Source organism: Bradyrhizobium sp. SEMIA (assembly GCF_014844175.1).
Lineage (GTDB): Bacteria > Pseudomonadota > Alphaproteobacteria > Rhizobiales > Xanthobacteraceae > Bradyrhizobium > Bradyrhizobium arachidis.
This window is the reverse complement of record NZ_CP046601.1, coordinates 6776407-6802618: the sequence shown is the minus strand read 5'-3', so window position 1 is coordinate 6802618 and position 26212 is coordinate 6776407. Positions and strand designations below refer to the sequence as shown.

The 26212-nt window shown below is 65.7% G+C and carries 18 protein-coding genes and 3 pseudogenes; 8 read left to right on the top strand and 13 right to left on the bottom strand.

Annotated elements, in window-relative coordinates; genetic code table 11:
- Positions 1-94 precede the first annotated feature (94 nt).
- The 4 genes from FOM02_RS32765 (at position 95) to FOM02_RS32750 (ending at position 4484) form a co-directional block, all read left to right on the top strand.
- Positions 95-601, top strand: a complete 507-nt coding sequence (locus FOM02_RS32765) for a tyrosine phosphatase family protein (protein ID WP_027558196.1) — start codon at positions 95-97, stop codon at positions 599-601.
- Complete coding sequence (locus tag FOM02_RS32760; protein WP_027558195.1) at positions 598-780, top strand: hypothetical protein; 183 nt, start codon at positions 598-600, stop codon at positions 778-780. The genes FOM02_RS32765 and FOM02_RS32760 overlap by 4 nt, the downstream gene beginning before the upstream one ends.
- Positions 777-1745, top strand: coding sequence for an NUDIX hydrolase (locus FOM02_RS32755; RefSeq protein ID WP_027558194.1), 969 nt, complete (start codon positions 777-779; stop codon positions 1743-1745). The genes FOM02_RS32760 and FOM02_RS32755 overlap by 4 nt, the downstream gene beginning before the upstream one ends.
- Before the next feature lie 93 nt (positions 1746-1838).
- Positions 1839-4484 carry a DUF2339 domain-containing protein gene (locus FOM02_RS32750; RefSeq protein ID WP_265440576.1) on the top strand — a complete coding sequence of 882 codons (2646 nt, stop codon included), beginning with the start codon at positions 1839-1841 and terminating at the stop codon, positions 4482-4484.
- Positions 4485-4487: 3 nt separating this feature from the next.
- Here FOM02_RS32750 and FOM02_RS32745 read toward each other — a convergent pair whose 3' ends face one another.
- From FOM02_RS32745 to FOM02_RS32720, 6 genes and pseudogenes are all read right to left on the bottom strand, one after another.
- Positions 4488-6176 carry a methyl-accepting chemotaxis protein gene (locus FOM02_RS32745; RefSeq protein ID WP_265440575.1) on the bottom strand — a complete coding sequence of 563 codons (1689 nt, stop codon included), beginning with the start codon at positions 6174-6176 and terminating at the stop codon, positions 4488-4490.
- Positions 6177-6468: 292 nt separating this feature from the next.
- Complete coding sequence (locus tag FOM02_RS32740; RefSeq protein ID WP_027558191.1) at positions 6469-8211, bottom strand: methyl-accepting chemotaxis protein; 1743 nt, start codon at positions 8209-8211, stop codon at positions 6469-6471.
- Between the two features lie 228 nt (positions 8212-8439).
- The gene (locus FOM02_RS32735; RefSeq protein WP_027558190.1) at positions 8440-8673 is read right to left on the bottom strand and encodes a DUF6894 family protein; all 234 of its coding nucleotides are present in this window, start codon (positions 8671-8673) and stop codon (positions 8440-8442) included.
- Between the two features lie 150 nt (positions 8674-8823).
- Positions 8824-9412, bottom strand: a pseudogene (locus tag FOM02_RS32730) (hypothetical protein).
- A gap of 113 nt (positions 9413-9525) precedes the next feature.
- Positions 9526-10512, bottom strand: a complete 987-nt coding sequence (locus tag FOM02_RS32725; RefSeq protein ID WP_027558188.1) for an MDR family oxidoreductase — start codon at positions 10510-10512, stop codon at positions 9526-9528.
- 41 nt (positions 10513-10553) lie between these two features.
- Positions 10554-11804, bottom strand: coding sequence for an MFS transporter (locus FOM02_RS32720; protein WP_027558187.1), 1251 nt, complete (start codon positions 11802-11804; stop codon positions 10554-10556).
- Between the two features lie 338 nt (positions 11805-12142).
- Between FOM02_RS32720 and nadA the strand changes: the two genes are divergently transcribed.
- From nadA to nadC, 3 genes and pseudogenes are all read left to right on the top strand, one after another.
- Positions 12143-13249 carry a quinolinate synthase NadA gene (nadA, locus tag FOM02_RS32715; protein ID WP_027558186.1) on the top strand — a complete coding sequence of 369 codons (1107 nt, stop codon included), beginning with the start codon at positions 12143-12145 and terminating at the stop codon, positions 13247-13249.
- Positions 13250-13328: 79 nt separating this feature from the next.
- Positions 13329-14618 (top strand): annotated as a pseudogene (locus FOM02_RS32710) (L-aspartate oxidase); the annotation flags it as partial.
- 12 nt (positions 14619-14630) lie between these two features.
- Positions 14631-15507, top strand: a pseudogene (gene nadC, locus FOM02_RS32705) (carboxylating nicotinate-nucleotide diphosphorylase).
- Between the two features lie 99 nt (positions 15508-15606).
- On the opposite strand, the gene FOM02_RS32700 reads toward nadC, so the two are convergent.
- The 3 genes from FOM02_RS32700 to FOM02_RS32690 all read right to left on the bottom strand — a co-directional run bounded on the left by FOM02_RS32700 (position 15607) and on the right by FOM02_RS32690 (position 20729).
- Positions 15607-17070: a cell wall hydrolase gene (locus FOM02_RS32700; RefSeq protein ID WP_265440574.1), complete on the bottom strand. Its 1464-nt coding sequence runs from the start codon at positions 17068-17070 to the stop codon at positions 15607-15609.
- Between the two features lie 470 nt (positions 17071-17540).
- Positions 17541-20477, bottom strand: a complete 2937-nt coding sequence (gene ppdK, locus FOM02_RS32695; RefSeq protein ID WP_027558182.1) for a pyruvate, phosphate dikinase — start codon at positions 20475-20477, stop codon at positions 17541-17543.
- Positions 20478-20573: 96 nt separating this feature from the next.
- Positions 20574-20729, bottom strand: coding sequence for a DUF3096 domain-containing protein (locus tag FOM02_RS32690; protein ID WP_074077234.1), 156 nt, complete (start codon positions 20727-20729; stop codon positions 20574-20576).
- A 225-nt stretch (positions 20730-20954) separates the two neighbouring features.
- On the opposite strand from FOM02_RS32690, the gene FOM02_RS32685 reads away from it, so the two are divergent.
- Positions 20955-21308 (top strand): DUF1236 domain-containing protein, encoded by a 354-nt coding sequence (locus tag FOM02_RS32685; protein ID WP_027558181.1) that lies wholly within the window; start codon positions 20955-20957, stop codon positions 21306-21308.
- Between the two features lie 255 nt (positions 21309-21563).
- Here the strand turns inward: FOM02_RS32685 and glyS are convergent, their stop codons facing one another.
- From glyS to FOM02_RS32665, 4 genes are all read right to left on the bottom strand, one after another.
- On the bottom strand, positions 21564-23663 hold the full coding sequence (glyS, locus tag FOM02_RS32680) for a glycine--tRNA ligase subunit beta (RefSeq protein ID WP_027558180.1): 2100 nt from the start codon (positions 23661-23663) through the stop codon (positions 21564-21566).
- Entirely contained in the window at positions 23663-24601 is a 939-nt protein-coding gene (locus FOM02_RS32675) for a glycine--tRNA ligase subunit alpha (protein ID WP_027558179.1), read from the bottom strand. The genes glyS and FOM02_RS32675 overlap by 1 nt, the downstream gene beginning before the upstream one ends.
- 231 nt (positions 24602-24832) lie before the next feature.
- Positions 24833-25024, bottom strand: coding sequence for a hypothetical protein (locus FOM02_RS32670; protein WP_027558178.1), 192 nt, complete (start codon positions 25022-25024; stop codon positions 24833-24835).
- Positions 25025-25128: 104 nt separating this feature from the next.
- On the bottom strand, positions 25129-26037 hold the full coding sequence (locus FOM02_RS32665; protein ID WP_027558177.1) for a S49 family peptidase: 909 nt from the start codon (positions 26035-26037) through the stop codon (positions 25129-25131).
- Positions 26038-26212: the final 175 nt, after the last annotated feature.

Genomic DNA, 26212 nt, shown 5'->3' with positions numbered 1-26212 from the left:
GAAATGCGCGCGGTGCGAAATGGTGGGCACGACGCGATGCGCCTTTGCCCACCCTACGAGCGCTCGCTATAATCAGCGGCAAAAAAGGTCCGTCATGATCCACGTCTGTTCCCTCGCCGCGCTTCCCGAAACCGTCCGCCTCACCAAGGCCAGCCACGTGCTGACGGTGATGGCCAATGTCGAGCAGGTGGCGCGGCCCGTGTCGGTGCTGCCGGCCAACCATCTCAAGGTGTCGATGGACGACATCACCGAGGAGATGGACGGTTTCGTCGCGCCGTCGGAGGCGCATATCGACCAGGTGCTGGCTTTCGTGCGCGGCTGGGATCGCGCTGCGCCGCTGGTGGTGCATTGCTATGCCGGCATCAGCCGCTCCACCGCGAGCGCGTTCGCGGCGGTGTGCGCGCTCAATCCCGAGCGCGACGAGATCGAGATCGCCAAGAAGATCCGCGCGGCTTCGCCAATCGCCTCGCCGAACCGGCGCATCGTCAGCCTTGCCGACCGCGCCCTCGGGCGTAACGGTCGCATGCTGCGCGCACTCGACGAGATGGGGCCCGGCGCCATGATGGTCGAAGGCCGCCCCTTCGTGATCGAGCTCGAATGACCGCTGCAGGCCACTATGCAGGTGCCGCCGTCATGGCCGGGCATAGCCGTCCGAAGGACGGCGTCGCTTCGCTCGCCTATGTCCCGGCCATCCACGAACTTTCCCGCGGCACGCAGAACGTGGATGCCCGGGACAAGCCCGCGCATGACGTGGCACCACCCGCGATCATCATCGCATGAGCGACAAGCTGCTGACGCCGATCGAGATCGGCCTGACCGCGGCGATCGTCGCGATCGCGGAGCATGAGCCGCTGGTCCTCACCGCGCGCGGCCGCGACGGGCTGGCCGGACTGCCGTTCGGCCCGTTCGACGCGCTCAGCCATCGCACCTTCGAGATCGGCCTGCGCGCCTGGGTCGAGGAACAGGCGGCCTTGCGGCTCGGCTATGTCGAGCAGCTCTACACGTTCGGCGATCGCGGCCGTCATGCCGAGGCCGGCGACACCGGCGCGCATATGGTGTCGATCGGCTATCTCGCGCTGACGCGCGCGGTGGACGGCGAGCTTGCGGCGACCGGCGCGAGCTTCGAGCCCTGGTATCGCTTCTTCCCCTGGGAAGACTGGCGCGAGCAGCCGCCCGCGATCATCGCCCGCGACATCATTCCGGCGCTCACCAAATGGGCCGAGGAAGAGACGCCGGAGACCACGCGCGCACTGCCGCGCAAGGATCGCGTGCGGTTCTATTTCGGCCTCGACGGCGCGCCCTGGGACGAGGAGCGCGTGCTCGACCGCTACGAGCTGCTCTACGAGGCCGGGCTGATCGAGGAGGCGCGGCGCGACGGCCGTCCTGCGGCATTAGCGCGCAAGGCGCTACCCGCGCTCGGCACCTCCATGCGGTTCGACCACCGCCGGATTCTTGCCACGGCAATCGCGCGGCTGCGCGCAAAATTGAAGTATCGCCCTGTGGTGTTTGAACTTTTGCCCGCCGAGTTCACACTTACGGAGTTGCAGCATACGGTGGAGGCGATCTCCGGCCGGCATCTGCACAAGCAGAATTTCCGCCGCCTGGTCGAAACCGAAGCCCTGGTCGAACCGACCGGCGTGATGTCGACACAGACCGGCGGACGGCCGGCGGCGCTCTACCGCTTCCGACGCGAGGTGCTCCAGGAGCGGCCCGCGCCGGGCTTGCGCGTACGCTCCCGGCGCTAGAGCATGATCCGGAAAAGTGCGTAGCGGTGTTCCGAGAAGGTCATGCTGAGATTCGCGTGATCGGCCCCTGCGCGCCGGTTGCCTGGAGGCTTCATGTTCGACGGCCCGTTTGACGTCTTCGCGTTGATCATCGCGATCATCGCCTTCCTGATCGCGATCAAGGCTGCCAGCGAGGCGGCCGAGCTGCGCCGCCGGCTGAGCTCGCTTGAAGAGAAATTTCATGCGCAGCGGCCGGTGCAACCGCCGCCGGAAGCCGAGGCCGCACCGCCTCCGCTCGTCACCGAAGACGCTTCGCCGCCGCCCCTCGAAGCGAGCACGGAGGCCGATGCACCGCCGCCGCTGCCCGAGCCGGCTGCAGTTTCCAGAGAACCCGGCTTCGAGGAGCGTCTCGGCACGCGCTGGGTGGTGTGGATCGGCGGCCTTGCGCTCGCGCTCGGCGGCTTCTTCATGCTGCGCTATTCGATCGAGGCCGGCCTCGTCGGCCCCGGCGTGCGCGTGTTCCTCGGCGGCCTGTTCGCGGCTGCGCTGCTCGGCGCTGGCGAATGGACGCGGCGCAAGGAGAGCATCTCCAACATCGCGGCGCTGCCGATTGCCAACATACCCGCCATCCTCACCGCGGCCGGAACGGCGGTGGCGTTCGCGACCATCTACGCCGCCTATGCGCTCTACGGCTTCCTCGTGCCTGCGACCGCCTTCGTGCTGCTCGGCATCGTGGCGATGGGCACGCTCGCCGCGGCGCTGCTGCATGGACCGGCACTCGCCGGGCTTGGCGTCGTCGGCGCGTTTGCGACGCCGGTCCTCGTCTCCAGCGGCAAGCCGGACTATTGGGCGCTCTACATCTATCTCGCCATCGTCACCGCCGCGAGCTTTGGTCTCGCCCGGATTCGGCTGTGGCGCTGGCTTGCGGTGACCACTATCGCGTTCGCCGTGCTGTGGGTCTTCCCGGGGCTCGACACCAGCGACTTGCAGGTCGCGCCGCACGCCTTCCATGTCATCGCCGGCTTCGTGCTCGCCGCGCTGCTCGTGGTCTGCGGCTTCATGTTCGGACCAACCATCGAGGACAGCGAGATCGAGTCGGTGTCGTCGAGCTCGCTCGGCGCCTATCTGTTCGGCGCGATGCTGATCGTGCTCTCAAGCGCGCATGCGGATCTTGCGCTGATCGCCTTCACGCTGCTTGTCGGCGGAACGATGTTCGTCGCCTGGCGGGCGCCGGCGGCGACCGGCGCGCTCGGCGCGGCCGCTGCGACCGTCTTCATCGTGTTCGCGGAATGGGCGGTGCGTGCCAATCCGGATATGCTGGTGTTGCCGGGCGGCCCGATGCCCGGCGTCGGACCGGTCGCGACCGACAGCTCAGTTACCCTGCATCTGGTGATGGCCGCGATCTTCGCCGCGGGCTTCGGCGTCGCGGGCTTTTTCGTGCAGGGCCGGTCGAATTCGCCGATCATCCCGGTGGTGTGGTCTGCGGCAGGCGTCGCGACGCCGATCGCAATCCTGGTTGCGCTCTATGCGCGCATCGCCCATCTGGACCGCTCCATCCCGTTCGCGATCCTCGCGGTCCTGCTCGCCGCGGCCTTCGGCGCTGCGACCGAAGCGCTGATGCGTCGCGAAGAACGACCGGGCGTCGCAACCTCGATCGCTCTGTTCGCGACCGGCACGCTCGGCGCGCTGGCGCTGGCGCTGACCTTTGCGCTGGAGAAGGGCTGGCTCACCATTGCGCTCGCGCTGATGTCGCTTGGCACCGCCTGGATCTCGTTGCAGCGGCCAATTCCCGTGCTGCGCCGGTTAGCTGCGATCTTCGCCGCGATCGTCACCGCACGCATCGCCTATGATCCGCGCATCGTCGGCGATGCCGTCGGCACGACGCCGATCTTCAACTGGCTGCTGTGGGGCTACGGCTTGCCAGCGGCCTCATTCTGGGGCGCAAGCATCTTCCTGCGCCGCCGCGGCGATGACGCCCCGCTGCGCGTGGTCGAAGCGGCTGCGATCCTGTTTACGGCGCTGCTGGCCTTCATGGAAGTCCGTCACCTTGCGACCGGCGGCGACATGATCTCGCCGCCGTCACTGCTCGAATTCGCGCTGCAGGTCTGCGTCGCACTCGCGATGGCGATCGGGCTGGAGCGGCTGCGGCTGCGCAGCCGCAGCATCGTGCACAACGTCGGCGCGGTCGTGCTCACCGTGATCGCCGGCCTCATCAGCGTGTTCGGCCTCTTCATCCTGGAGAACCCACTGATCTGGCGCATCGACGTCGGCGGCGCGGTGTTCAACCTGCTGCTGCTCGGCTACGCACTGCCGGCGATCCTGATGCTGCTGCTCTCTTATGCCGTGGTCGGCGCGCGTGGCAAGGTCTACGCCAACACGATTGCCGGCGGCGCACTGGTGTTCGCACTCGCCTATGTCACGCTGGAGATCCGCCGCTTCTATCACGGCCCGATCCTCTCCACGGGACCCACGACGGGCGCGGAGCAATACACCTATTCGATCGGCTGGCTCGCCTTCGGCGTCGTGCTTCTCGGTGTCGGCGTTCTCGTCAATTCGGAGCGCGCCCGCCTGGCCTCGGCGGTCGTGATCGCGCTGACGATCCTCAAAGCCTTCGTCATCGACATGTCGACGCTGACAGGCATCTACCGCGCGCTGTCGTTCATGTGCCTCGGCATCGTGCTGGTGGCGATCGGCTGGCTCTACCAGCGCATCCTGTTCCGGCGGCAGGTCGCGCCGCCGGCTCCACAGACAGGCAGTTAAGTCTCAGGCCGCGCGGACCGATTCCAGGAACTGCGCGACCTCGACCTTGAGGCGCGTGCTGTCGGTCGCGAGCGATTTCGCCGCCGACAGCACCTCGACCGAGGCCTCGCCGGTCTCGATCGCGCCGCTCTGCACGTCGGTGATGTTCGAGGAGACCTCCTGCGTGCCGACCGAGGCCTGCTGGACGTTGCGCGAGATCTCCTGCGTGGCCGCGCCCTGCTCCTCGACGGCCGCAGCGATCGCCGCGGACACTTCGGAGAGCCGCTCGATGGTGCCGCCGATCTCCTGGATCGCGGTGACGGATTCCTGCGTCGCGGCCTGGATGCCCGAGACCTGCGCCCCGATCTCGCCGGTGGCCTTCGCGGTCTGCTCGGCCAGGGCCTTGACCTCGGAGGCGACGACGGCGAAGCCGCGGCCGGCTTCGCCGGCGCGCGCCGCCTCGATGGTCGCATTCAGCGCCAGCAGATTGGTCTGGCCCGCGATGGTGTTGATGAGCTCGACGACGTCGCCGATGCGGGAGGCCGCCTGCGACAGCGCATTGACGCGCTCGTTGGTCCGCGTCGCCTGCTCGACCGCTTCCGCCGCTATTCGCGCCGAATCCTGCACGCGACGGCTGATCTCGGTGATGGAGGACGACAGCTCTTCCGAGGCGGAGGCCACCGCCTGGACGTTGGTGGATGCTTCCTCGGACGCGGCGGCCACCACGGTTGCCAGCTCCTGCCCGCGCTGCGCGGTGCTGGTCAGCGTCGATGCCGACGCCTCGAGCTCGGTCGAGGCCGAGGACACGGTGCCGACGACCTCGCCGATCATGGCCTCGAACCTGCTGGTGATGGCGTCGACGCGGCGGCCGCGTTCGATCTTGGCTTCGGCATCGGCCGCGGCAGCTTCGTCGGCGGCCTTCTTGGCGATCAGGGCTTCCTTGAAGATCTGGAGCGCATCCGCCATCGAGCCGATCTCGGTCTTCTCGCCGCGATGCGGCACCTCGGCCGAAAGATCGCCTTCGCCGAGCGACTGCATCGGCTTGATGATCGAGGCGATGCCACGCGACACGTCGCGCACGAGATAATAGGCTGCGCTGATCGCGATCACGACCGAAAGCACGATGATGCCGACCAGCACGCGGAAGATCGTGGCGTAGCTGTCGGCCGCCTGCTTCGTCTCCAGCTCGGCGCCGCGATTGTTCATTTCGATCCCCTTCTGGAGCAGCGGATCGGCCGCCTGCGCCATCTTGGCGACCTTGGTCTGCAGCATCTCATTGGCTTCAGTCGGGAACTTGCCGACGCTCTTGCGCGACAGCGCCATCACCTCCTGCACGCCGTTCAGATACTCGCCCCAGGCCGTGGCCCATTGCTGATAGAGCGAGCGCTCTTCCGATGAGGTGATCAGGGGCTCGTAGACCTTGCGGGTCTGCTCGATGCGGTCGCGCAGCGAGGCGAGACGCTTCTCCGCCGCCTCCTTGCCCTCGGCGCTCTCCTGCATCAGGTGCAGCCGCAGCGCGACGCGCAGCTCGTTGATGTCGGCCCGGAGCGAGCCGAGCGCACGCACGCTCGGCAGCCAGCTTTCCGCGATCTCGACGGTATGGGCGTTGATGTTTTGCATCGTGCCAATCGCCGTCACGCCGACGCCGGCGAGCGAGAGCACGAGGACCGACAGCACGGTCAGAAGCTTGAACACGATCGACAACTTCGACATCACGACAATCCCGCTGATACCAGGCAACGCACAAGTCACCCGCGCCGCAATCGTCGCATCGGACGACAGGGCCGGCTTCATTCCAAAAATGCTGGCTGGTTCTTATCCGGTAAGATTGCGCCCATAATTGCAAACAGGCGTTAACAAGAACCTAGTGGAACTACTGCTTCGCCGATTCTCGATACTCACAACGCCTGCGCAATCATTTACGGTTGCGGCGGTATCCCGCTGCGCACGTGAATGCGCTTCACGCGCGGCCGTTGGAGCTGGTCCACGCCCGGCGGGGCACAGATCAGGCCGCGCGCACGGTATCGAGAAATCTCCCGACCTCGAGCTTGAGACGGTTGCTGTCGCCCGACAGCATCTGCGCGGCGGACAGCACTTGCGAGGAGGCAGAACCGGTCTCGCTCGCACCGCGCTGCACGTCGGTGATGTTGGATGAGACCTGATGCGTGCCTTGCGCGGCCTGCTGCACGTTGCGGGAGATTTCCTGCGTCGCCGCGCCCTGCTCTTCGACCGCCGCCGCGATGGTCGAGGAGATCTCGGACAGCTTTTCGATGGTGTCGCTGATGTCCTTGATGGCGCCGACCGATTCCTGCGTCGCGGCCTGGATGCCGGAGATCTGCTGGCCGATCTCGCCGGTCGCCTTCGCGGTCTGCTCGGCGAGCGCCTTCACCTCGGAGGCGACGACCGCAAACCCCTTGCCGGCCTCGCCGGCGCGCGCCGCCTCGATCGTGGCGTTGAGCGCCAGGAGGTTGGTCTGGCCCGCGATGGTGTTGATCAGCTCGACGACGTCGCCGATCCGCGTCGCCGCCTTGGACAGCTCGCTGACGCGTTCGGTCGTGGTGCGCGCCTGGCCGACGGCTTCGCTCGCGACACGAGCGGATTCCTGCACCTGCCGGCTGATCTCCGTGATTGAGGACGACAGCTCCTCGGTGGCCGAAGCCACCGACTGCACGTTGGTGGAGGCTTCCTCCGAAGCGGCCGCAACTACCGTGGTCAGCCGTTGCGTACGCTCAGCGGTCGAGGTCAGCGTCGTGGCGGACGCTTCGAGCTCGGTCGAGGCCGACGACACCGTGCCGACGATTTCGCCGACGGCGCCTTCGAAATTGTCGGCAAGCCTGCGCATCTCCGCTTTGCGCTGCTCGGCTGCGATCTGATCCTGCCGCATCTTGGCTTCCGCTTCCGCGCGCGCCTTCTGCTCGGACACGATCTTGAATTTCTCGACGGCACCGGCGACCTCGCCGACCTCGTCCTTGCGGCCGAGGCCCGGCAGCACCACCGAAAAATCGCCCGCCGCGAGCTTCTCCATCGCGAGCGTCAGCGCACGCATCGGCCGCGCGATGCTGAAGACGGAGAAGATGCATGCGCCGACGAGAACCAGTGCGACCAGCACACCGACGACGAGCGACGTCCGCGCGACCGATGCAGCCTCCGCTTCAGCCTCGGCGCGGGTCTCGACACTTCTCTGCTTGGAGAATTCGGTGATCTTGTTGGAGAGGTCCGAAATCTCTTCGTTGATCGGCGCCAGCGTCCCTTTGCGGATGCCGTCGATCTCGGCCACGAGCTTTGCGTATTGCGCCGCCGCCTCGCCGTCCTTCTTTCCCTCGAGCGCGAGCTCCTGCCTGCGGACGGATTCGATCTGCTGCGCGCCTTTGCCGAAATCGCCGATCAGCACGGTCAAGCGCTCGATCCGCTGGCGGTTCTCGGGGGAGCGCGAGAGCTTCGCCATTTCACCGGCGAATTTCTGGGCCGCCGCCTGGCGGTCGTTGAAGTAACCGACCGCTTTCTGCATCTCGGCCGGCGAGGATGAGGTCAGGATGTCACGAATGCCGATCTGCATGCCGCGGACCGAGGCCTTCGCTTCGGCGGCATTCTGCGCGATCGCCTGCTGCCCCGCTGCGCTCATGCCGAGCTTCTGGACCTCGGCGCCGCCGCTCATCTGCAGGTAGATCATCAGCGCAACGAGCCCGATGGTCAGCGCCGAGGTGACGGCGAGCTTGGTGCCAATTCGCAGATTTTGAATGAACGACATCGAAATATCCCGGCTACGCATGACCGCGCGGACGCGCGTGAAAAGTCCGGAAAGGCTAGCCGAGAGGTTCCTCATTAACGTTAAGCGGGGCGCATCGCGGCCTAGGTAGAAATACCGAAAACGCTGCTCAAGCTGCCGGACTTGCGCACTTTTCGCGTGTATCCGGGTCACGCCTCGCGGATTTGCAGGGATCGCGATTCGTTAACGCCCGGCCCTCGTTCGCGGCCGTCAGCCCATCTTCTCGCCGACGAGGCTGACGCGGAAGACCGGCTTCTTGTTCTCGTCGAGCAGCTCCATGCGCCACTCGGCATTCGGCTTCAGGCCACGCGCGATGCCGCCGAGCAGATTGGCGCAGACCTCGGTCATCTCGCTCCAGGCGGCTGCCCTGTCCTCGAACTCGTACGGCTGGTCGGCGGCGCCGGAATAGCGGCCGGTGCTGATGCGGAAGAAATACAACGACATTGTAAAGCCCTTGCGCCCCCCGGCCCTGCGCAAATTGGGGCGCGACTAGCTACCAACGCATGAAAACCGCCGTCCGTATGATTACGGCGCAGCGGCTTCGTGCTCGATGGGCTCTTCGACGAGAAAGTACGCGGGGACGCCGCGGCCGGCTCACTGGGTCGAGCGGCGCAGCTCCAGCGGGGCGTCGTTCCGTGGCGGGCTCGGCCTTCACCGGCTCAAGCCGGCCGCTCTCGACACGCGGCGTCTCGACGCGCGCGGCGACCTCTGTGTTGGAGGCGCCGACCGAGCCGGTGCGCTCGGACGAACGCAGCGAGCGCGGACGCGCCGTGGCACGCGCCATCAGCATCTGGTTGCCGCCCTGGTGATGGAAGTCGCAATAGGCGAAGCCCATTCCCGACACCGAGCCGCGGAAGCTGCGCTCGTCGGTTTTTTCCAGGTTGAAACAAGGCTCGAACGGAATGCCCTTGATCGAGGCGCAGACGTTCTGGCCGCGGATCTGGAGTGTGTTGCCGGGCAGTCGAAGATGGCGCACCGGGCCCGAGCCCGAGAACTGCACCGCGCCGGCAGCGCCAAGGTCATCCAGGATGCGGCCCGCGCCGCGGGTGCCGTCGAAACAGGTGAAAGCGAACACCTTGCCAGCGACGAAGCGGCGCGCCTCGTCGGCATTCATGCTTCCAGCAATGGCGGGCGCAAACGTCGCTGCCGCCGTGACAGCCCCCAACACAATACGCGCAAGCATGCTCTACTCCGAACCAACCCCCGCAGCGGGCGATGCCTTATCTCTTTACCCGCTGCTTACCATACTAACCAAGGCAACATTGAAGCAGCTTGGTTGGTAAAGTCTGAACGCCGTTAGACAATTTTTACCACGACGCGACCGCGGACCTGACCGGCGAGGATTTTCGCGCCCCATTCCGGAACTTGGTCGAGCGAAATTTCCTGAGTGATTTCAGATAGTTTCGTCCGATCCAGGTCGGATGCCAGACGCAGCCAGGCAGCCTTCCGCGGCTCAATCGGGCACATCACGGAATCGATGCCGAGAAGGCACACTCCGCGCAAAATGAAGGGTGCGACGGAAGACGGCAGGTCCATACCGGCCGCCAATCCACAGGCCGCGATCGCCCCACCGTATTTTGTCATCGACAGGAGATTCGCGAGCGTGGTCGAGCCCACGCTGTCAACGCCGCCCGCCCAGCGCTCCTTGGCAAGCGGCTTGGCCGCCGCCGACAATTCGTTGCGGTCGATGACCTCAGTGGCGCCGATCTCTTTCAGATAGTCAGCCTCGGAGGCGCGGCCGGTCGACGCGATGACGTGATAGCCGAGCTTCGACAGCACGGCGATTGCGACCGAGCCGACGCCGCCGGCGGCGCCCGTCACCACCACGGGGCCGCTCTTGGGCGAGATGCCGTGCTTCTCCAGCGCCAGCACCGAGAGCATCGCGGTGAAGCCCGCGGTGCCGATCGCCATGGCATCGCGCGCCGAGAGCCCTTGCGGCAACGCGACCAGCCAGTCGCCCTTCACCCGCGCTTTCTCGGCATAGGCGCCGAGATGCGTCTCGCCCATGCCCCAGCCGGTGCAGACCACCTTGTCGCCCGCCTTCCATTGCGGATGCGAGGAGGCTTCGACCGTGCCTGCGAAGTCGATGCCGGCGATCATCGGGAAACGGCGCACCACCGGCGCCTTGCCGGTGAGCGCGAGACCGTCCTTGTAGTTCAGCGTCGACCATTCCACGCGGACGGTGACATCGCCATCCATCAGCTCGGCGTCGTCGAACTGCGTGAGCTGCGCGGTGGTGCCCTTGTCCGCCTTGTCGATCCGGATCGCCTTGAATGTGGCCACGGCTGAACTCCCTGACTTGTTTGACGGGGATGTTTAGCCGATCAGGCAGGCTGCGCAACCGCCCGCTGAACCGGTTTCTCCACGATCGGAAGATTGATCAGCGCCGAGAGCACGCCGAACAGGATCGAGAGCCACCAGATCGGCGTGTAGGAACCGAACTTCTCGAACACGATGCCGCCAAGCCAGACGCCGAGGAAGCCGCCGACCTGATGGCTGACGAAGGCAAAGCCATAGAGCGTCGCGAGCCAGCGCGTGCCGAACATCAGCGCCACCAGCGCAGAGGTCGGCGGCACCGTCGACAGCCAGGTCAGGCCGGAGATGGCGCCGAACGCGATCGCCGAGAACGGCGTGATCGGGAACGAGATGAAGGCGAGCGTCGCAAGCGCGCGGGTGAAATAGATGGTCGAGAGGATGTAGCGCTTGGGCAGCGAGTTCTGGAGATAGCCGACGCTGAGCGATCCCATGATGTTGAACAAGCCGATCGCCGCGATCACCCAGCCGCCGGTTTGAGTCGAGATGCCGCGATCAACCAGGAACGCCGGCAGATGCACGGTGATGAAGGCGAGCTGGAAGCCGCAGGTGAAGAAGCCGAGCACCAGCAGCACATAGGAGCGATGGCCGAACGCTTCAGCGAGCGCCTTGGTAAAGGTCTGCTCATCCGCAGGCGCCGCGTTTGCCGTATTCGTGACCGGCGGCGTCGAGAGCGCCAGCGACAGCGGGACGATCAACAGCATCAGGAAGCCGAACACGGTGAGCGCCTGCTGCCAGCCGAAATTGTCGATCAGCGCGACGCCGATCGGTGCGAACAGGAACTGGCCGAACGAGCCCGCCGCGGTGCCGGCGCCGAGCGCAAGGCCACGCTTCTCCGCCGGCAGCAGTTTTGTGAACGCCGAGAGCACCAGATTGAACGAGCAGCCGGCAAGACCAAAGCCGATCATGACGCCGGCGCCGATGTTGAGCGACAGCGGCGTCGAGGAATAACGCATCAGCAAGAGGCCGCCGGCATAGAGCAGCGCGCCGACGCACATCACCCGGAACAGGCCGAACCGATCGGCGACCGCACCGGCGAAGGGCTGGCCCAATCCCCACAACAGATTCTGCACGGCGATGGCGAGGCCGAACACGTCGCGGCCCCAGGCGAATTCGTGGCTCATCGGCTGCACGAAGAAGCCGAGCGCCGAGCGCGGGCCGAAGCCGAGCATGCCGATGGCGCAGCCGCAGAGAATGATGATCGCCGGCGTGCGCCAGGAGGAACGGGAGGCCGGACCGAGCTCGCCCACTTGTGTCGACATGCACTTCCTCATGTGTCGTTGGCGGATCCGGAATAGGCAGCCGCAACAGAGCGTTTAATGCAAATGCATGAAAGTCCCAAGTCAAAAAAGACTGCATTCTACGAAGGGCTGCCGCGAGAGCATTGCGTTTCGTCGCGGGCTCGCCTGACGCGATAAGGCCGACTTGACGGGAATGTGTGCGGCTGGCCCTAGCGGCCGACTGCAGGGCGTGTTATCTTCGATTTACTCAAATTGAGTATATGTAAGCTCTGGCGAAGCACCCCCGGCCCTCTCGGCCGGATTTCTCAGGCTCCATATATACTCATATAGAGCATAATTGGCATAGACGGGAGGCTTTGATGCCGATCACTGGAATTTACGGCCCCGACGATCTTGCAGGCCCGCCTCAGGGCCGCACCACCATCGCTCCTCGCGCTGCGCCGGCGCGCACGGAAGCTGCGCTGCCGATGCCCTCGCTGGAATGGACCGATGAGGTCGAGCGCGCCACGGCTCCGCTCTATGAGCGCGTGAAGCACGTGATCCCGCCGATCGAGTGGCCGCTGATGGCGCCCACCATCAAGGCCATCCATGAGCTAAAGGCAGCCCGCGGCGCGGTAATCCTCGCGCACAACTACCAGGCGCCGGAGATCTTCCACTGCGTCGCCGACATCGGCGGCGACTCGCTCCAGCTCGCGGTCGAAGCGACCAAGGTGAAAGCCGGCATCATCGTCCAATGCGGCGTGCACTTCATGGCGGAGACGTCGAAGCTGCTCAATCCGGACAAGACGGTGCTGATCCCGGACTCGCGCGCCGGCTGCTCGCTCGCGGCCAGCATCACTGGCGCCGACGTGCGGCTGCTGCGCGAAAAATTCCCCGGCGTACCCGTCGTCGCCTACGTCAACACCTCGGCGGAGGTGAAGGCCGAGGTCGACATCTGCTGCACCTCGTCCAACGCGGTGCAGGTGGTGGAGAGCCTGAACGCACCGACCGTGATCTTCCTGCCCGACCGCTATCTCGCCACCTACGTGGCCTCCAAGACCGACGTGAAGATCATCGCCTGGAAGGGCGCCTGCGAGGTGCATGAGCGCTTTACGGGCGAAGAGCTGCGCGCGTTTCGCGACGCCGATCCGTCGGTGCAAATCATCGCGCATCCCGAATGTCCGCCGGACGTGCTGGCGGAAGCCGACTTCACCGGCTCGACCGCGCACATGATCAACTGGGTGCGCAACAAGCGGCCGCGACGGCTGGTGATGATCACGGAATGCTCGATGGCCGACAATGTCCGCGCCGAGCTGCCCGATGTGGAGATGCTGCGCCCCTGCAATCTCTGCCCGCACATGAAGCGCATCACCCTCGCCAACATCCTGGAGAGCCTGCTGACGCTGCGCGAGGAGGTCACGATCGATCCCGCGCTCGCAGCGCGAGCACGGCGTTCGGTCGAGCGGATGATCAATCTGAAGAATTGAAGGCGAGAAGCAGCAACAACACAGCTGTCGTCCCGGACAAGCGCAGCGAAGCGGAGCGCAGATCCGGGACCCATAACCACCGTTCGATCGCGACCTTGAAGGCCGACTCGCCGTCGGGCGGGAAGCTGCGCATTCCGCGCGGCGCATCGTGCATGTGCGCGGCGACGGCGCGGGCGCGGCGATCATCGCGGCCTTGAGCGAGGCCGTGCGCCGCACACCCTCGATCCGGCTGATCGAAGGTTTTGTCGCCGAGGCGCTGTTGACGGAAGACGGCGCGGTCACCGGACTTCAATTGCGCAAGGCCGGCGATTCGGCGGCGCGACCGGTCCTGCTCGCCTCACGCGCGGTGGTGCTCGCCACCGGCGGCATTGGCCATCTCTATGCCGTCACCACCAATCCGGTTGAAGCGAACGGCTCGGGCGTCGCGATCGCTGCACGCGCCGGCGCGGTCATCGCCGACCCCGAATTCGTGCAGTTCCACCCGACCGCCATCATGGTCGGACGCGATCCTGCGCCGCTCGCGACCGAAGCTCTACGCGGCGAAGGCGCGACGTTGATCAATGGCGATGGCAAGCGCTTCATGCTGGCCCACCATCCGCTCGCCGAGCTCGCGCCGCGCGACATCGTCGCCCGCGGCGTGTTCGCGGAGATCGCCGCCGGGCGCGGCGCCTTCCTCGATGCACGTCAGGCGTTGGGCGCACGCTTCGCCGACAAATTTCCGACCGTGCATGCAAGCTGCATCGCCGCCGGCATCGATCCCGCGACGCAGGCCATCCCGATCGCGCCGGCGGTGCATTACCACATGGGCGGCATCGCGGTCGATGCACGCGGCCGCAGCTCGATCGACGGGCTCTGGGCCGGCGGCGAGGTGTCGTCCACCGGCGCGCATGGCGCCAACCGCCTCGCCTCGAACTCGCTGCTGGAAGCCGTGGTCTATGCCGCGCGCATCGCCGACGACATCGCCGGCCGCGCGATCCCCTCGCCGGCCCGGCTTCCGGATGCGCTGGTGACACAGCGCGTCGGCGCGCCGGATGCAGCCAGCGTGGCGCGGTTGCGGGCGATGATGAGTGCGAATGTCGGCGTGATCCGCGATGGTGACGGTCTTACCGAAGCCGTACGCAGCTTCGCCGCGCTGGAACGCGAGGCGACGAGCATCACCGTCCGCAACATGGCAACGACGGCCCTGCTCGTCGCAGCCTCGGCGTGGACCCGCCGCGAGAGCCGCGGCGCGCATTTCCGCTCCGACCATCCGGCGGATGTTCCCGCGCTGGCGCAGCGGACAATGACCACGCTCGCCGCTGCACGCGAAATCGCGGACAGCCTGAGCGAGCGTCCGCTGCCGCGCACCGTCCAACCCATGATTGCCTGAAGGACACTCGATATGACCCCGACCTCCCTGCTCTATCCCGACGCCTTCCTTTCGCCCCTCGCCATCGACGAGGCCGTGCAGCGCGCACTGGCGGAAGACCTCGGCCGCGCCGGCGACATCACCTCGCTCGCGACAATTCCCGAAGCAACGAAAGCGCAGGCCATTCTGGTCGCGCGCCAGTCCGGCGTGATTGCCGGATTGCCGCTGGCGCTGGCGACGCTACAAAAGCTCTCGTCCGACATCGAGGTGCGCGCCCATGTGCGCGATGCCGCGCGCGTCGCTCGGGGGCAGCACGTGCTGATGATCTCCGGCCCGGCCGCGCGCCATTCTCACCGCAGAGCGGACCGCGCTGAATTTTGTCGGCCGGCTGTCGGGCGTCGCGACGCTCACGGCCGACTACGTCGCGCGCACCGAGGGCACGAAGATGCGGATCTGCTGCACGCGCAAGACCACGCCGGGATTGCGGGCGTTGGAAAAATACGCGGTGCGCTGCGGCGGCGGCTTCAATCACCGCTTCGGGCTCGACGATGCGATCCTGATCAAGGACAACCACATCGCGGTCGCGGGCGGCATCCGTCCGGTGTTGGAGCGCGCCCGGTCTTACGCCGGCCATCTCGTCAAGATCGAGATCGAGGTCGATACGCTGGCGCAACTGCACGAGGTGCTCGACACAAGTCTCGCCGACGCCGTGCTGCTCGACAACATGGATCTTGCGACCTTGCGCGAGGCGGTGCGGATGACGGAGGGGCGCCTCAAGCTGGAAGCGTCCGGCGGCGTCACACCGGAGTCGATCGCCGCGATCGCGGCGACCGGCGTCGACTACGCCTCAGCCGGCGCGCTGACGCATTCGGCACCGAATTTCGACTGCGCGCTGGATATCGAGGCGTAGATCGTCATTCCCGGGCTTGTCCCGGGCATCCACGTTCTTCGTTCCCCATAGCCAGACGTGGATGGCCGGGACAAGCCCGGCCATGACGGTGTGGAAAGACTACCTTCGCTCGCTCGCACTCATCTCGGCGGAGCTCTTGGCTTCCTGCGCGAGCTCGGCCGAGAGCGCGGCGGTCTGCGCCGGCGTGCCCCAGCTCGGTTCCTCGCTGCCGTCGCCCCAGGCGCGCGGGCGGTAGAAGGTGTGCACGCCGGTCTTGTACATCTTCTTCATCTCGGCGACCCAGGACGGGCGCACCCAGTAGGCGTGGTAATGCGTGGACTTGCCAACCTCGGGCAGCCAGATCTGGCCGTCGAGCATCGCCTTCGAGATCTTCTTGGCGCGGTCCCACATCTCGGGCTCGCGGATCACGTCGGGATTGTTGTCGCAGGCGAAGGTGAACTGGCACGCGAAGTGGCGATATTTGTTCTGATAGACCACGCCGCACACGGTGTCCGGATATTTGCCGGAGAATACGCGGTTCATCACGACTTGCGCGACTGCCATCTGGCCACGCACAGCTTCGCCGCGGGATTCGAAGTAGATCGCTTCGGCGAGACATTTTTCCGACTTCGCGCGTGACTTGTCGTCGAGCGCGAGCCGCTCCGCCGGTGATCTGGCGCGCTGGTTGTCGACGTTGACCTCTCCCTTCGGCGCGACGCTCTCGCCGCTTTCGATATCCCTGGCGATCTCTTCGGTCGGCGGCGTCAGCGACGCCGTCACCTTCATGTCGGGATCGGGCATCACGATCAGCGGCTCGGCGCCGGGCTGCCAGCTCTCGATGCTCTCGAGATTGCCGCCGAGCGAGGAGCTGCCGAAGAACAGGTTCGCGGTCTTGACGCTGAAGGGATCGCGCGGCGGTGCCGCCGGTAGCGTCGCCTTCTTCAGTGCCTCCAGCGGCTGCACCGCGAACGATCGGGCAAGGTCGCTGGCCTTTGGCGGATTGGCATATTGCGGCAGCGGCGGCGCGCGCAGCGCTTCGGCGAGTTCGGGATCGAGCGCGGCTGCGGACTCCGGCGACATTGCTTGCGACATCGCTTGCGGCAAGGTGGCGGTCTTCGCGCCGAACACGGAGCTGTTCGAGGTCGCGGGATCTTCCTGCGCGGGTGCGGCGTCCGGTGCTGTCGTCTCGGGCGCCTGCGTGGGCGCGACGGCTGCGAGACGATCGCCCTTCAGCGAGCGATCGACCTTGGGAAAATCGGCGGCCTGGTAGCGCGGCGGCGCCTGCAGCGCCGGATTGCGGCTGATCGCGCCGGTGACGTCACGGCCATCGAGGCTCGCGAGCCGAACCATCGCGCTCTGCGGCGTCGACGTGCCAATGGGGCGGGAAAAGCTGTAGGTGGCGAGCTGGATCGAGGACGCCGCGGAAAATACCTGCTTCTGCCAACGCTCGGCGACGCCGGGCTGGCGCGCCAGCAGAGAGGCAATGTCCTGATAGCCGGTCTCTCTCGGCATCAATGCGAAGATGCAGAGACCGATGAAGGACGCGAACCGCGCGCCCTTCGGATGGTTACGCAACACTGACATCGATACGCTCACGCAACGCTTACGCCCGTTCCGATCGAACTCAGTACATCCGTGCAATTCGATCTTTTTCGTAAGTATCTAATTTAGGTTGCCGGGGCGTTAATCGGCGTTGCGCGCGCGGCACACTCAAGCGAACACAGGTGTTTTCACGGGGCGATTGCGTGCGTGGTAAATGCCGCCTCATCTGAAGCGGTAAACATCTGGTCAACGCGTATGGTGAAGGAACTCTTGCACGCGTCTCATTACGGGACGCGTGTTGAGTTCCCTCCATCGTTTTTTGCGAGCGCACGCTCTCGCCACGCCGTCATTGCGAGGAGCCCTTGCGACGAAGCAATCCAGAAACCCCTCCACGGAGAGATTTTGGATTGCTTCGCTGCGCTCACAATGACGGCGTGGAGAGAGCAGTGTACAAAAATGAAAAGAGGCGGGGTTTGGCCCCGCCTCTTCGCATTCGACATTTCAATTCGTGCTTACGCCTGGCTCGCAATCGCCTTGCCGAGCGCGGCCTGCGCCGCGGCAAGCCGCGCAATCGGCACGCGGTAGGGCGAGCACGAGACGTAGTCGAGGCCGATATTGTGGCAGAAGGCGACGGAGGCGGGATCGCCGCCGTGCTCGCCGCAGATGCCGACCTTGAGCGAGGCGCGGGTCTTGCGGCCGCGTGCGACGCCGATCTTGACGAGCTCGCCGACGCCTTCCTGGTCGAGCGCGATGAAGGGATCGACCGAGAGGATGCCCTTCGCCACGTAGGGACCGAGGAAGCTCGCCGCATCGTCGCGGCTGATGCCGTAGGTGGTCTGCGTGAGGTCGTTGGTGCCGAACGAGAAGAACTCGGCCGACTGCGCGATCTCGGCCGCGAGCAGACAGGCGCGCGGCAGCTCGATCATGGTGCCGACCTGATAGGCGAGCTTGGTGTTGGCGTCGCGCATCACCGACTGCGCGGTGGCATCGATCCGCGCCTTGACCAGATCGAGCTCGGCCTTGGTCGCGATCAGCGGCACCATCACCTCGAGGCCGATGGCCTTGCCGGTGCGCTTCTGCGCCTCGACCGCCGCCTCGAAGATCGCGCGCGCCTGCATCTCGGCGATTTCAGGATACGCGATCGCGATGCGGCAGCCGCGGAAGCCGAGCATCGGATTGAACTCCGACAGCTCACGCGCGCGGTCCGCGAGGCGCCGCGGGTCGGTGTTCATGGCGCGCGCCACTTCCTCGACCTCGGCATGGGTGTGCGGCAGGAACTCGTGCAGCGGCGGGTCGAGCAGACGGATCGTGACGGGCAGGCCCTTCATGATCTCGAACAGCTCGACGAAGTCGGCGCGCTGCATCGGCAGCAGCTTTGCCAGCGCCGCGCGGCGCGCCTGCTCGTCCTCGGCGAGGATCATCTCGCGCACGGTGCGGATGCGGGTTTCCTCGAAGAACATGTGCTCGGTGCGGCAGAGGCCGATGCCTTCGGCACCGAACTTGATCGCGGTGCGCGCATCCTCCGGCGTGTCGGCATTGACGCGCACGCCGATCTTGCGGACCTGGTCGGCCCAGTTCATCAGCGTGCCGAACTCGCCGGACAGCTCCGGCTCGATCATCGGCATGCGGCCAGCCAGCACCTGGCCGAGCGAGCCGTCGATGGTGATGACGTCGCCGGTCTTGAAGGTGCGCGATCCGATGCTCATGGTGCCGCGGCCGTAATCGACGCGGATGGTGCCGCAGCCGGAGACGCAGGGCTTGCCCATGCCGCGCGCGACCACCGCCGCGTGCGAAGTCATGCCGCCGCGCGTGGTCAGGATGCCTTCGGCGGCGTGCATGCCGTGGATGTCTTCCGGGCTGGTCTCGACGCGGACCAGAATCACCTTGCGTCCATCGCCCTGGAGCTTGGCCGCTTCGTCCGAGGAGAACACGATCTCGCCGGAGGCCGCACCGGGCGAAGCCGGCAGGCCGGTCGCGATCACGTCGCGCTTGGCGTTGGGATCGATGGTCGGGTGCAGGAGCTGGTCGAGCGAGGCGGGATCGATCCGCGTCACCGCTTCCTTCTTCGAGATCAGGCCCTCATTGGCGAGCTCGACAGCGATGCGCAGCGCCGCCTTCGCGGTGCGCTTGCCGCCGCGGGTCTGGAGCATCCACAGCTTGCCCTGCTCGACCGTGAACTCCATGTCCTGCATGTCACGGTAGTGCTTCTCGAGCAGCGTGTAGATCCGCGTCAGCTCCTTGAAGGCCTCCGGCATTGCTGCTTCCATCGACGCCTTGTCGGAGCCCGATTCCTTCCGCGCTTCCTCGGTGATGTCCTGCGGCGTGCGGATGCCCGCCACCACGTCCTCGCCTTGCGCGTTGATCAGGAACTCGCCGTAGAGCTTGCTCTCGCCGGTCGAGGGGTTGCGGGTGAAGGCAACGCCGGTCGCCGAGGTCTCGCCCATGTTGCCGAACACCATGGCCTGCACGTTGACCGCGGTGCCCCAGGATTCCGGAATGTCGTGCAGTTTGCGGTAGGTCACCGCGCGCGCGTTCATCCAGGATGAGAACACCGCACCGATCGCGCCCCAGAGCTGATCGTGCGGATCCTGCGGAAACTCCTTGCCGGTCTCGCGGGCGACGGCGTCCTTGTACTTGCCGACCAGCTCGACCCAGTCCTCGGCCGACAGGTCGGTGTCGAGCGAATAGCCCTGGCTGTCCTTGAAGGTGTCGAGGATTTCCTCGAAGTGATGATGCTCGAAGCCGAGCACCACGTCGGAATACATGGTGATGAAACGGCGATAGCTGTCATAGGCGAAGCGGCGGTCGCCCGAGAGCTCGGCCAGCGCTTCGACAGTCTCGTCGTTGAGGCCGAGATTGAGCACGGTGTCCATCATGCCCGGCATCGAAGCGCGCGCGCCGGAGCGCACGGAGACGAGCAGCGGGTTCTTGGTGTCGCCGAACACCTTGCCGGTCAACTTGCCGACATAGTCCAGCGCCTTCTCGACCTGCGGCTTCAGCTCCTTCGGATACGACTTGCCGTGCTCGTAGAAATAGGTGCAGACCGAGGTCGGGATGGTGAAGCCGGGAGGCACCGGCAGGCCGAGATTGGCCATCTCGGCAAGGTTGGCACCCTTGCCGCCGAGCAGGTCGCGCATTTCCGAGCGGCCCTCGGCCTTGCCGTCACCAAATGTGAACACCCATTTGCCGGCCTTGGGCGCCGCTGGCGCGGCCTTGGCCGGGGCAGCCTTCTTCGGCGCAACCGGCTTGGTCACAGCCTTTGCAGCTTTCGCGGCGGGCTTTGCAGCCGGCTTGGCTGCTGGCTTGGTGGCCGCTTTTGCAGTCGCTTTGGCAACCGGCTTCGGGGCGCTCTTGGCCAGCGCCTTACGGGCCGGCGGCGCGGCTTTCGCGGCGGCGGAAGACTTTGATTTCGCTGAAGATTTATTAGGCTTCGAGGCGGCTTTGGCCATAGCTTGCACACAACCTGCGAGAGGGACGGGAAATCGCGGGCCTTACACCATTTTGGGCGGGCCCGCGCAAGTCGGACTGTTCCGGAAAGTGAACCCCTAGAGGTGAAGCCACTTCAGGAGCCCAAGCCCGATCGCGCCATTGATGATGAGAAAGATCGCGACGATCAGGTTGAGCAGCCGCGGCATGATCAGGATGAGCACGCCCGCAATCAACGACAGGATCGGCGAAATGTGGGCGACGGTGATGTGCATGAACTATCTTTCCATGAGGTGAGGCGAATCGCGGGCGGATCATAGCGGCCCTGGTTCCGCGAGTAGAGACGCGCAAGCGGCGGGCCGGTTCCCGCCACTCACGAAAACTGCCCGAAATTGCCGCCGATGCGGCAGGGCTTTTCCCGGAACATTGCCAAGAGGCATGCATTGGCAACCGGTCGCGCCACTGGCGCGTCCCGAAGAATCACGACGAAGGAGTTTTCCATGCGGAACAGGATTCTTGCTCTTGCAGCGCTTGCGGCCGCGATCGGCTCGCCCTTGGCGGCGCAGGCGCAAAGCGGGGTCACAGTCGGACGCGCGCCTGTCGTCGTCGACTCTGGCCCGACCATCGCCGTCGAACAGCGGCCGGCCTTCCGCGACTATGTCGTTGAACAACGTGTGCCGGCCTTCCGTATTCCGGATCGCGTGGTGGTCGGAGCCACCTTACCGGAGACCGGCATCACCTATTATGACGTGCCGCAACGTTTCGGCGCCACCACCTATCGCTACACCGTCGTGAACGGCGAGACCGTGCTGGTTGAGCCGCGCTCGCGTCGCATCGTCGAGGTGATGGACTAGTTCAGCTCGACATGAACTCGACTCGATGTCCGGCGCGTCACTTCAATCGGGCTGGCGCGAAGCAGTGTAAATCGGACATCAGGCCCTGCCCGGTCCTCCCCCCGCCGGGCGGGGCTTTTTTGCGCCCGTCATTCCGGACGCGCGGAGCGCGAGCCCGGAATCCATCGAGCCGCGCGTGACGTAGAGAAATGGATTCGGGCTCGCGCCAAATGGCGCGCCCCGGAATGACAGTGGTGTTTGCCGCGCGACCGCGCCTCAATCCTGGATCTTCGAGAAATCCGCCACCGCACGCGTGGCGCTGCGGATCTCGTTGAGCAGCTTCAGCCGGTTCTCGCGCACCTTCGCATCGTCGTCGTTGACGCGCACCTTGTCGAAGAATGCGTCGACCGGCGGACGCAGCTTTGCCATCGCGCTCATCGCGGCGGCGAAGTCCTCCTTGGCGACGGCGGCGCTTGCTTCCGCCTTCACCTCGCCGATCGCCTTCGCCAGCGCCTTCTCCTCGGCGAGGCTGTAGAGCGCAGCATCGGGCGCGCCGTCGAAGCTGCGCTTGTCCTTCTTCTCCTCGATCGAGAGGATGTTGCTGGCGCGCTTGGTGCCGGCGAGCAGGTTCTTGCCGTCGTCGCTGTCGAGGAATTTTCCGAGCGCCTCGACGCGGCGGACGATCATCAGGAGATCATCCTGGCCGCCGAGCGCGAACACGGCATCGACGAGATCGTGACGCGCGCCCTGCTCGCGGAGCTGGACTTTGAGGCGGTCGGCGAAGAAGGCGAGCAGGTCGCTCGGGAGCTTCTGCGCATCCGCGGGCTGCACCGACAAGCCGGCGAGCGCGGACGCCGCCACCTGCATCAGCGACAAACGCAGCGCATTCTCGGCGATCAGCCGGATCACGCCCAGCGCTGCGCGACGCAGTGCATACGGATCCTTCGATCCCGTCGGCTTCTCGTCGATGGCCCAGAAGCCGACGAGCGTATCGATCTTGTCGGCGAGCGCCACCGCAACGCTAACCGGATCGGTCGGCACGCGATCGGCGGGGCCTTGCGGCTTGTAGTGTTCCTCGCAGGCAGCAGCGACGGAGGCGTCCTCGCCTTGCGCCAGCGCATAGTACTTGCCCATCAGGCCCTGCACCTCGGGGAATTCGCCGACGACCTCGGTCAGCAAGTCCGCCTTGGCGAGATGCGCACCACGCGTCGCCTTGGCGACATCGGCGCCGACCAGCGGCGCGATCTCGGCGGCAAGACGCGCGATGCGCTTGATGCGCGCGCCCTGCGTTCCAAGCTTCTCGTGGAACACGATCTGCTCGAACTTCGGCAGACGATCCTCGAGCTTCGTCTTCAGATCCGTCTCGTAGAAGAACTTCGCATCCGACAGGCGCGGACGGATCACGCGCTCGTTGCCTGATACGATGACCTTGCCGCCGTCGGTCGCCTCGATATTGGCGGTGAGGACGAACTTGTTGGTCAGCTTGCCCGTCTTCGGGTCCTTGACGACGAAGCACTTCTGGTTGTTGCGGATGGTGGCACGGATCACCTCGTCGGGGATCGCGAGATATTCCTGCTCGAACGATCCCATCATGACGACGGGCCATTCGACGAGGCCCGAGACCTCGTCGAGCAGCACCTGATCCTCGACCAGCTCAAAGCCTTGCGCGAAGGTCAGCTCCTTGGCGTCTTCGAAGATGATGTCCTTGCGCGCCTGCGGATCGAGGATGACCTTTGCCGCCTTCAGCTTGGCTTCATAGTCCTCGAAGCGGCGCACGGAGATCGCGTCCGGCGCCATGAAGCGATGGCCATAAGTCGTCTGGCCGGCCTCGATGCCGTCGACCTCGAACTTCACGACATCAGGCTCTTCCGTCTCGAGCCCGAACGTCGCGGTGATCGCGTGCAGCGGACGCACCCAACTCAGCGAGCCCGGCTTGGCGGAGCGCGCACCCCAGCGCATCGATTTCGGCCAGGGGAAGGTGCGGATGATGACGGGCAGGATTTCCGCGAGCACGTCGATCGCGTCGCGACCGGGCTTCTCGATCAAGCCGATGTAGAAGTCGCCCTTGGGGTCGCGCTGGATCTTGGCCTCATCCAGCGACTTCAGACCTGTCGCTTTCAGAAAGCCCTGCACGGCCGCATCGGGCGCGCCGACCTTCGGTCCGCGGCGCTCGGTCTTCAGATCGGGCTGGCGCGCGGGGATGCCGTGCACGGTGAGCGCGAGGCGGCGCGGCGTCGCGAAGGCTTTCGCGCCCTCATAGACCAGGCCTTCGGCGACGAGCTTGTCGGTGACCATGCGGCGCAGATCGTCGGCCGCCTTGGCCTGCATCCGCGCGGGGATTTCTTCCGAGAACAGTTCAAGCAAAAGTTCGGGCATCAGGCCGCTCCGCCCGCTTCAGTGTGGATCCAGGCCTCGCCGCAGGCTTTTGCCAATTCGCGCACACGCAAGATGTAGCTCTGCCGCTCCGTCACCGAGATCACGCCGCGCGCGTCCAAGAGATTGAAGACGTGACTGGCTTTGATGCACTGGTCATAGGCCGGCAGCGCCATCAGGTGCTGCTTCTTGTTGCCGCCTTCGCGCCAGCCGGCGTCGAGATACTTTCGGCAGGCCGCTTCCGCCATCTTGAACTGCTCGAACAGCATCGCGGTGTCGGCGTATTCAAAATTGTGCCGCGAATATTCCTGCTCGGCTTGCAGGAACACGTCGCCATAGGTGACCTTGGCGTCGCCCTCGCGGCCGTTGAAGTTGAGGTCATAGACGCGGTCGACGCCCTGCACATACATCGCAAGACGCTCGAGCCCATAGGTGAGCTCGCCCGCGACGGGGGCGCATTCGAAGCCGGCAACCTGCTGGAAGTAAGTGAACTGGCTGACTTCCATGCCGTCGCACCAGCACTCCCAGCCGAGACCCCAGGCGCCCAGCGTCGGGCTCTCCCAGTCGTCCTCGACGAAGCGGATGTCGTGCACGGCGGAATCGATGCCGATCGCGGCAAGCGACTTCAGGTACAGCTCCTGAAGGTTCGGCGGCGACGGCTTCATGATCACCTGGAACTGGTAGTAGTGCTGCATCCGGTTCGGATTCTCGCCGTAGCGGCCGTCCTTGGGCCGGCGCGAAGGCTGCACATAGGCCGCATTCCAGGGCTTTGGCCCGAGCGCGCGGAGCGTCGTCGCCGGATGGAAGGTGCCTGCGCCCATCTCCATGTCGTAGGGCTGCAGGATCACGCAGCCCTGCTCGGCCCAGAACCGCTGGAGCGCGAGGATGAAGCCCTGGAACGAACGTTCCGGGCGCATATGGGCGGGCAATGAGGCGTCCATCGTCAGATCAGGCTCTCGCGGGGGGTTTTGAATCGCGCGGGACCGTATCGACGGCGGGAGTGGGAATCAAGGCAAAGGGGGCGGATTCGGGCCAAACAGCCCATCGTCCCGGGAGGTGCCGTAGGGTGGGCAAAGGCGCGCTTGCGCCGTGCCCACCATCTTCGCTGAAATCGATACTGCTCGTGGGCACGCTTCGCTTTGCCCACCCTACGGCAGCGGTGTGTGGAGCGGTTAACCCGGCCTATAAGCTCCGGTCACGGGGTCACGTTTCAGCGTCTGGATGTCCCCCATGTGGGCGGCTTCGGCGACACGCGACAGGCGCATCTCCTCCAGCTCCTGGTTGATCCGGACGGCGGTCTTGTAGGCCCAGCGGACCACGGCAAGCCCGCCCAGGACGCCCGCGAAAGCGACGAACGGCGGCATCTGTCGATCCTTGTTCACTGCTCAGCCCCCACAAGCATTCTCGCGCAGACCGAGCCGCGCTGCAATTGGCTCGGGGCGGACCAAATGGCGCGGGACAGCTCGGCCTAGAACCCGAATTTCGCCCAAATCGCCCGCGTCTCGACCGCCGAGATCAGCTCGTCCGGCAGCCCGGCCATTGATTCCATGGCCAAAAGCTGCCCCGCGCCGGGCGCTTTCCGCCCAAAAAGGCCGGACAAAAGTCCTGTCGGCTGGGCAATCACAGGGGTGAGAACCTTCTCGCCATAGCGGGCACGAAGAGTTGAGCGGAGATCGCCGATGCCGTCGGCGAGCCCGAGCGCGATCGCGCTCTCGCCGGCCCAGTACTCTCCGGTGAAGAGCGTGTCGTCATTGCCGTTCAGCCGTGCTCCGCGGCTGTCCTTCACCAGCGAAATGAAGATCTGGTGGATCTCGCGCTGGATCGCCTTCAGCTTCGCCACGTCATCCGGGTTTTCCGGGAGGAACGGATCGAGCATCGCCTTGTGCGCACCGGCGGTGTAGAGCCGCCGCTCGATGCCGAGCCGCCTGATCGCGTCCTGGAAACCGAAGCTGCCGCCGACCACGCCGATCGAGCCGAGGATGGAGGACGGATCGCAGATGATCTCGTCGCCGGCGCAGGCGATCATGTAGCCGCCGGAGGCCGCGACGTCCTCGACGAACACCAGCACGGGCAGCTTCTTCTCCGCCGCAAGCTGCTTGATGCGCAGATAGATCTGGCGCGACTGCACCGGCGAGCCGCCGGGCGAATTGATCACCAGCGCTACCGCCTTGGCATTCCGATAGGAAAACGCCCGCTCCAGGATTCGCGCGACCCCGGCGAGCGTCATGCCCGGCCGCAGCGGTGTCACCGCCCCGATCACGCCCGAGAGCCGCACCACCGGCACCACCGCCGTGCCGGGACGGAAGCGCGCCGGCAGATATTGCATGAGCTTGTCGGCTAGGCCGGAACTGTCTCGATCGTTCAATTGTTCGGCCATGCCGTTACCTCTGATTAACCATTTCTTATCACGCGAGTGTCATTGGAAGTGCCTGGAACGTGTTTTGCAGATTTTCCGTTGGGAGGCTGCAATGGGGCAGCGGAGAACACCATGAAAATCTATCTGCTGATGCTGCTGATCGGTGCGCTGTTCATGGCGATCCGCCTGACGTCCC

Coding starts and splice junctions, on each gene's coding strand:
- FOM02_RS32685 (WP_027558181.1), top strand. CDS start 20,955: ATGCGGAACAGGATTCTTGCTCTTGCAGCGCTTGCGGCCGCGATCGGC.
- FOM02_RS32755 (WP_027558194.1), top strand. CDS start 777: ATGAGCGACAAGCTGCTGACGCCGATCGAGATCGGCCTGACCGCGGCG.
- glyS (WP_027558180.1), bottom strand. CDS start 23,663: ATGCCCGAACTTTTGCTTGAACTGTTCTCGGAAGAAATCCCCGCGCGG.
- nadA (WP_027558186.1), top strand. CDS start 12,143: ATGCCGATCACTGGAATTTACGGCCCCGACGATCTTGCAGGCCCGCCT.
- FOM02_RS32765 (WP_027558196.1), top strand. CDS start 95: ATGATCCACGTCTGTTCCCTCGCCGCGCTTCCCGAAACCGTCCGCCTC.
- FOM02_RS32740 (WP_027558191.1), bottom strand. CDS start 8,211: ATGTCGTTCATTCAAAATCTGCGAATTGGCACCAAGCTCGCCGTCACC.
- FOM02_RS32675 (WP_027558179.1), bottom strand. CDS start 24,601: ATGGACGCCTCATTGCCCGCCCATATGCGCCCGGAACGTTCGTTCCAG.
- FOM02_RS32745 (WP_265440575.1), bottom strand. CDS start 6,176: ATGTCGAAGTTGTCGATCGTGTTCAAGCTTCTGACCGTGCTGTCGGTC.
- FOM02_RS32670 (WP_027558178.1), bottom strand. CDS start 25,024: ATGCCGCCGTTCGTCGCTTTCGCGGGCGTCCTGGGCGGGCTTGCCGTG.
- FOM02_RS32690 (WP_074077234.1), bottom strand. CDS start 20,729: ATGCACATCACCGTCGCCCACATTTCGCCGATCCTGTCGTTGATTGCG.
- FOM02_RS32665 (WP_027558177.1), bottom strand. CDS start 26,037: ATGGCCGAACAATTGAACGATCGAGACAGTTCCGGCCTAGCCGACAAG.
- FOM02_RS32720 (WP_027558187.1), bottom strand. CDS start 11,804: ATGTCGACACAAGTGGGCGAGCTCGGTCCGGCCTCCCGTTCCTCCTGG.
- FOM02_RS32700 (WP_265440574.1), bottom strand. CDS start 17,070: ATGTCAGTGTTGCGTAACCATCCGAAGGGCGCGCGGTTCGCGTCCTTC.
- FOM02_RS32760 (WP_027558195.1), top strand. CDS start 598: ATGACCGCTGCAGGCCACTATGCAGGTGCCGCCGTCATGGCCGGGCAT.
- ppdK (WP_027558182.1), bottom strand. CDS start 20,477: ATGGCCAAAGCCGCCTCGAAGCCTAATAAATCTTCAGCGAAATCAAAG.
- FOM02_RS32735 (WP_027558190.1), bottom strand. CDS start 8,673: ATGTCGTTGTATTTCTTCCGCATCAGCACCGGCCGCTATTCCGGCGCC.
- FOM02_RS32750 (WP_265440576.1), top strand. CDS start 1,839: ATGTTCGACGGCCCGTTTGACGTCTTCGCGTTGATCATCGCGATCATC.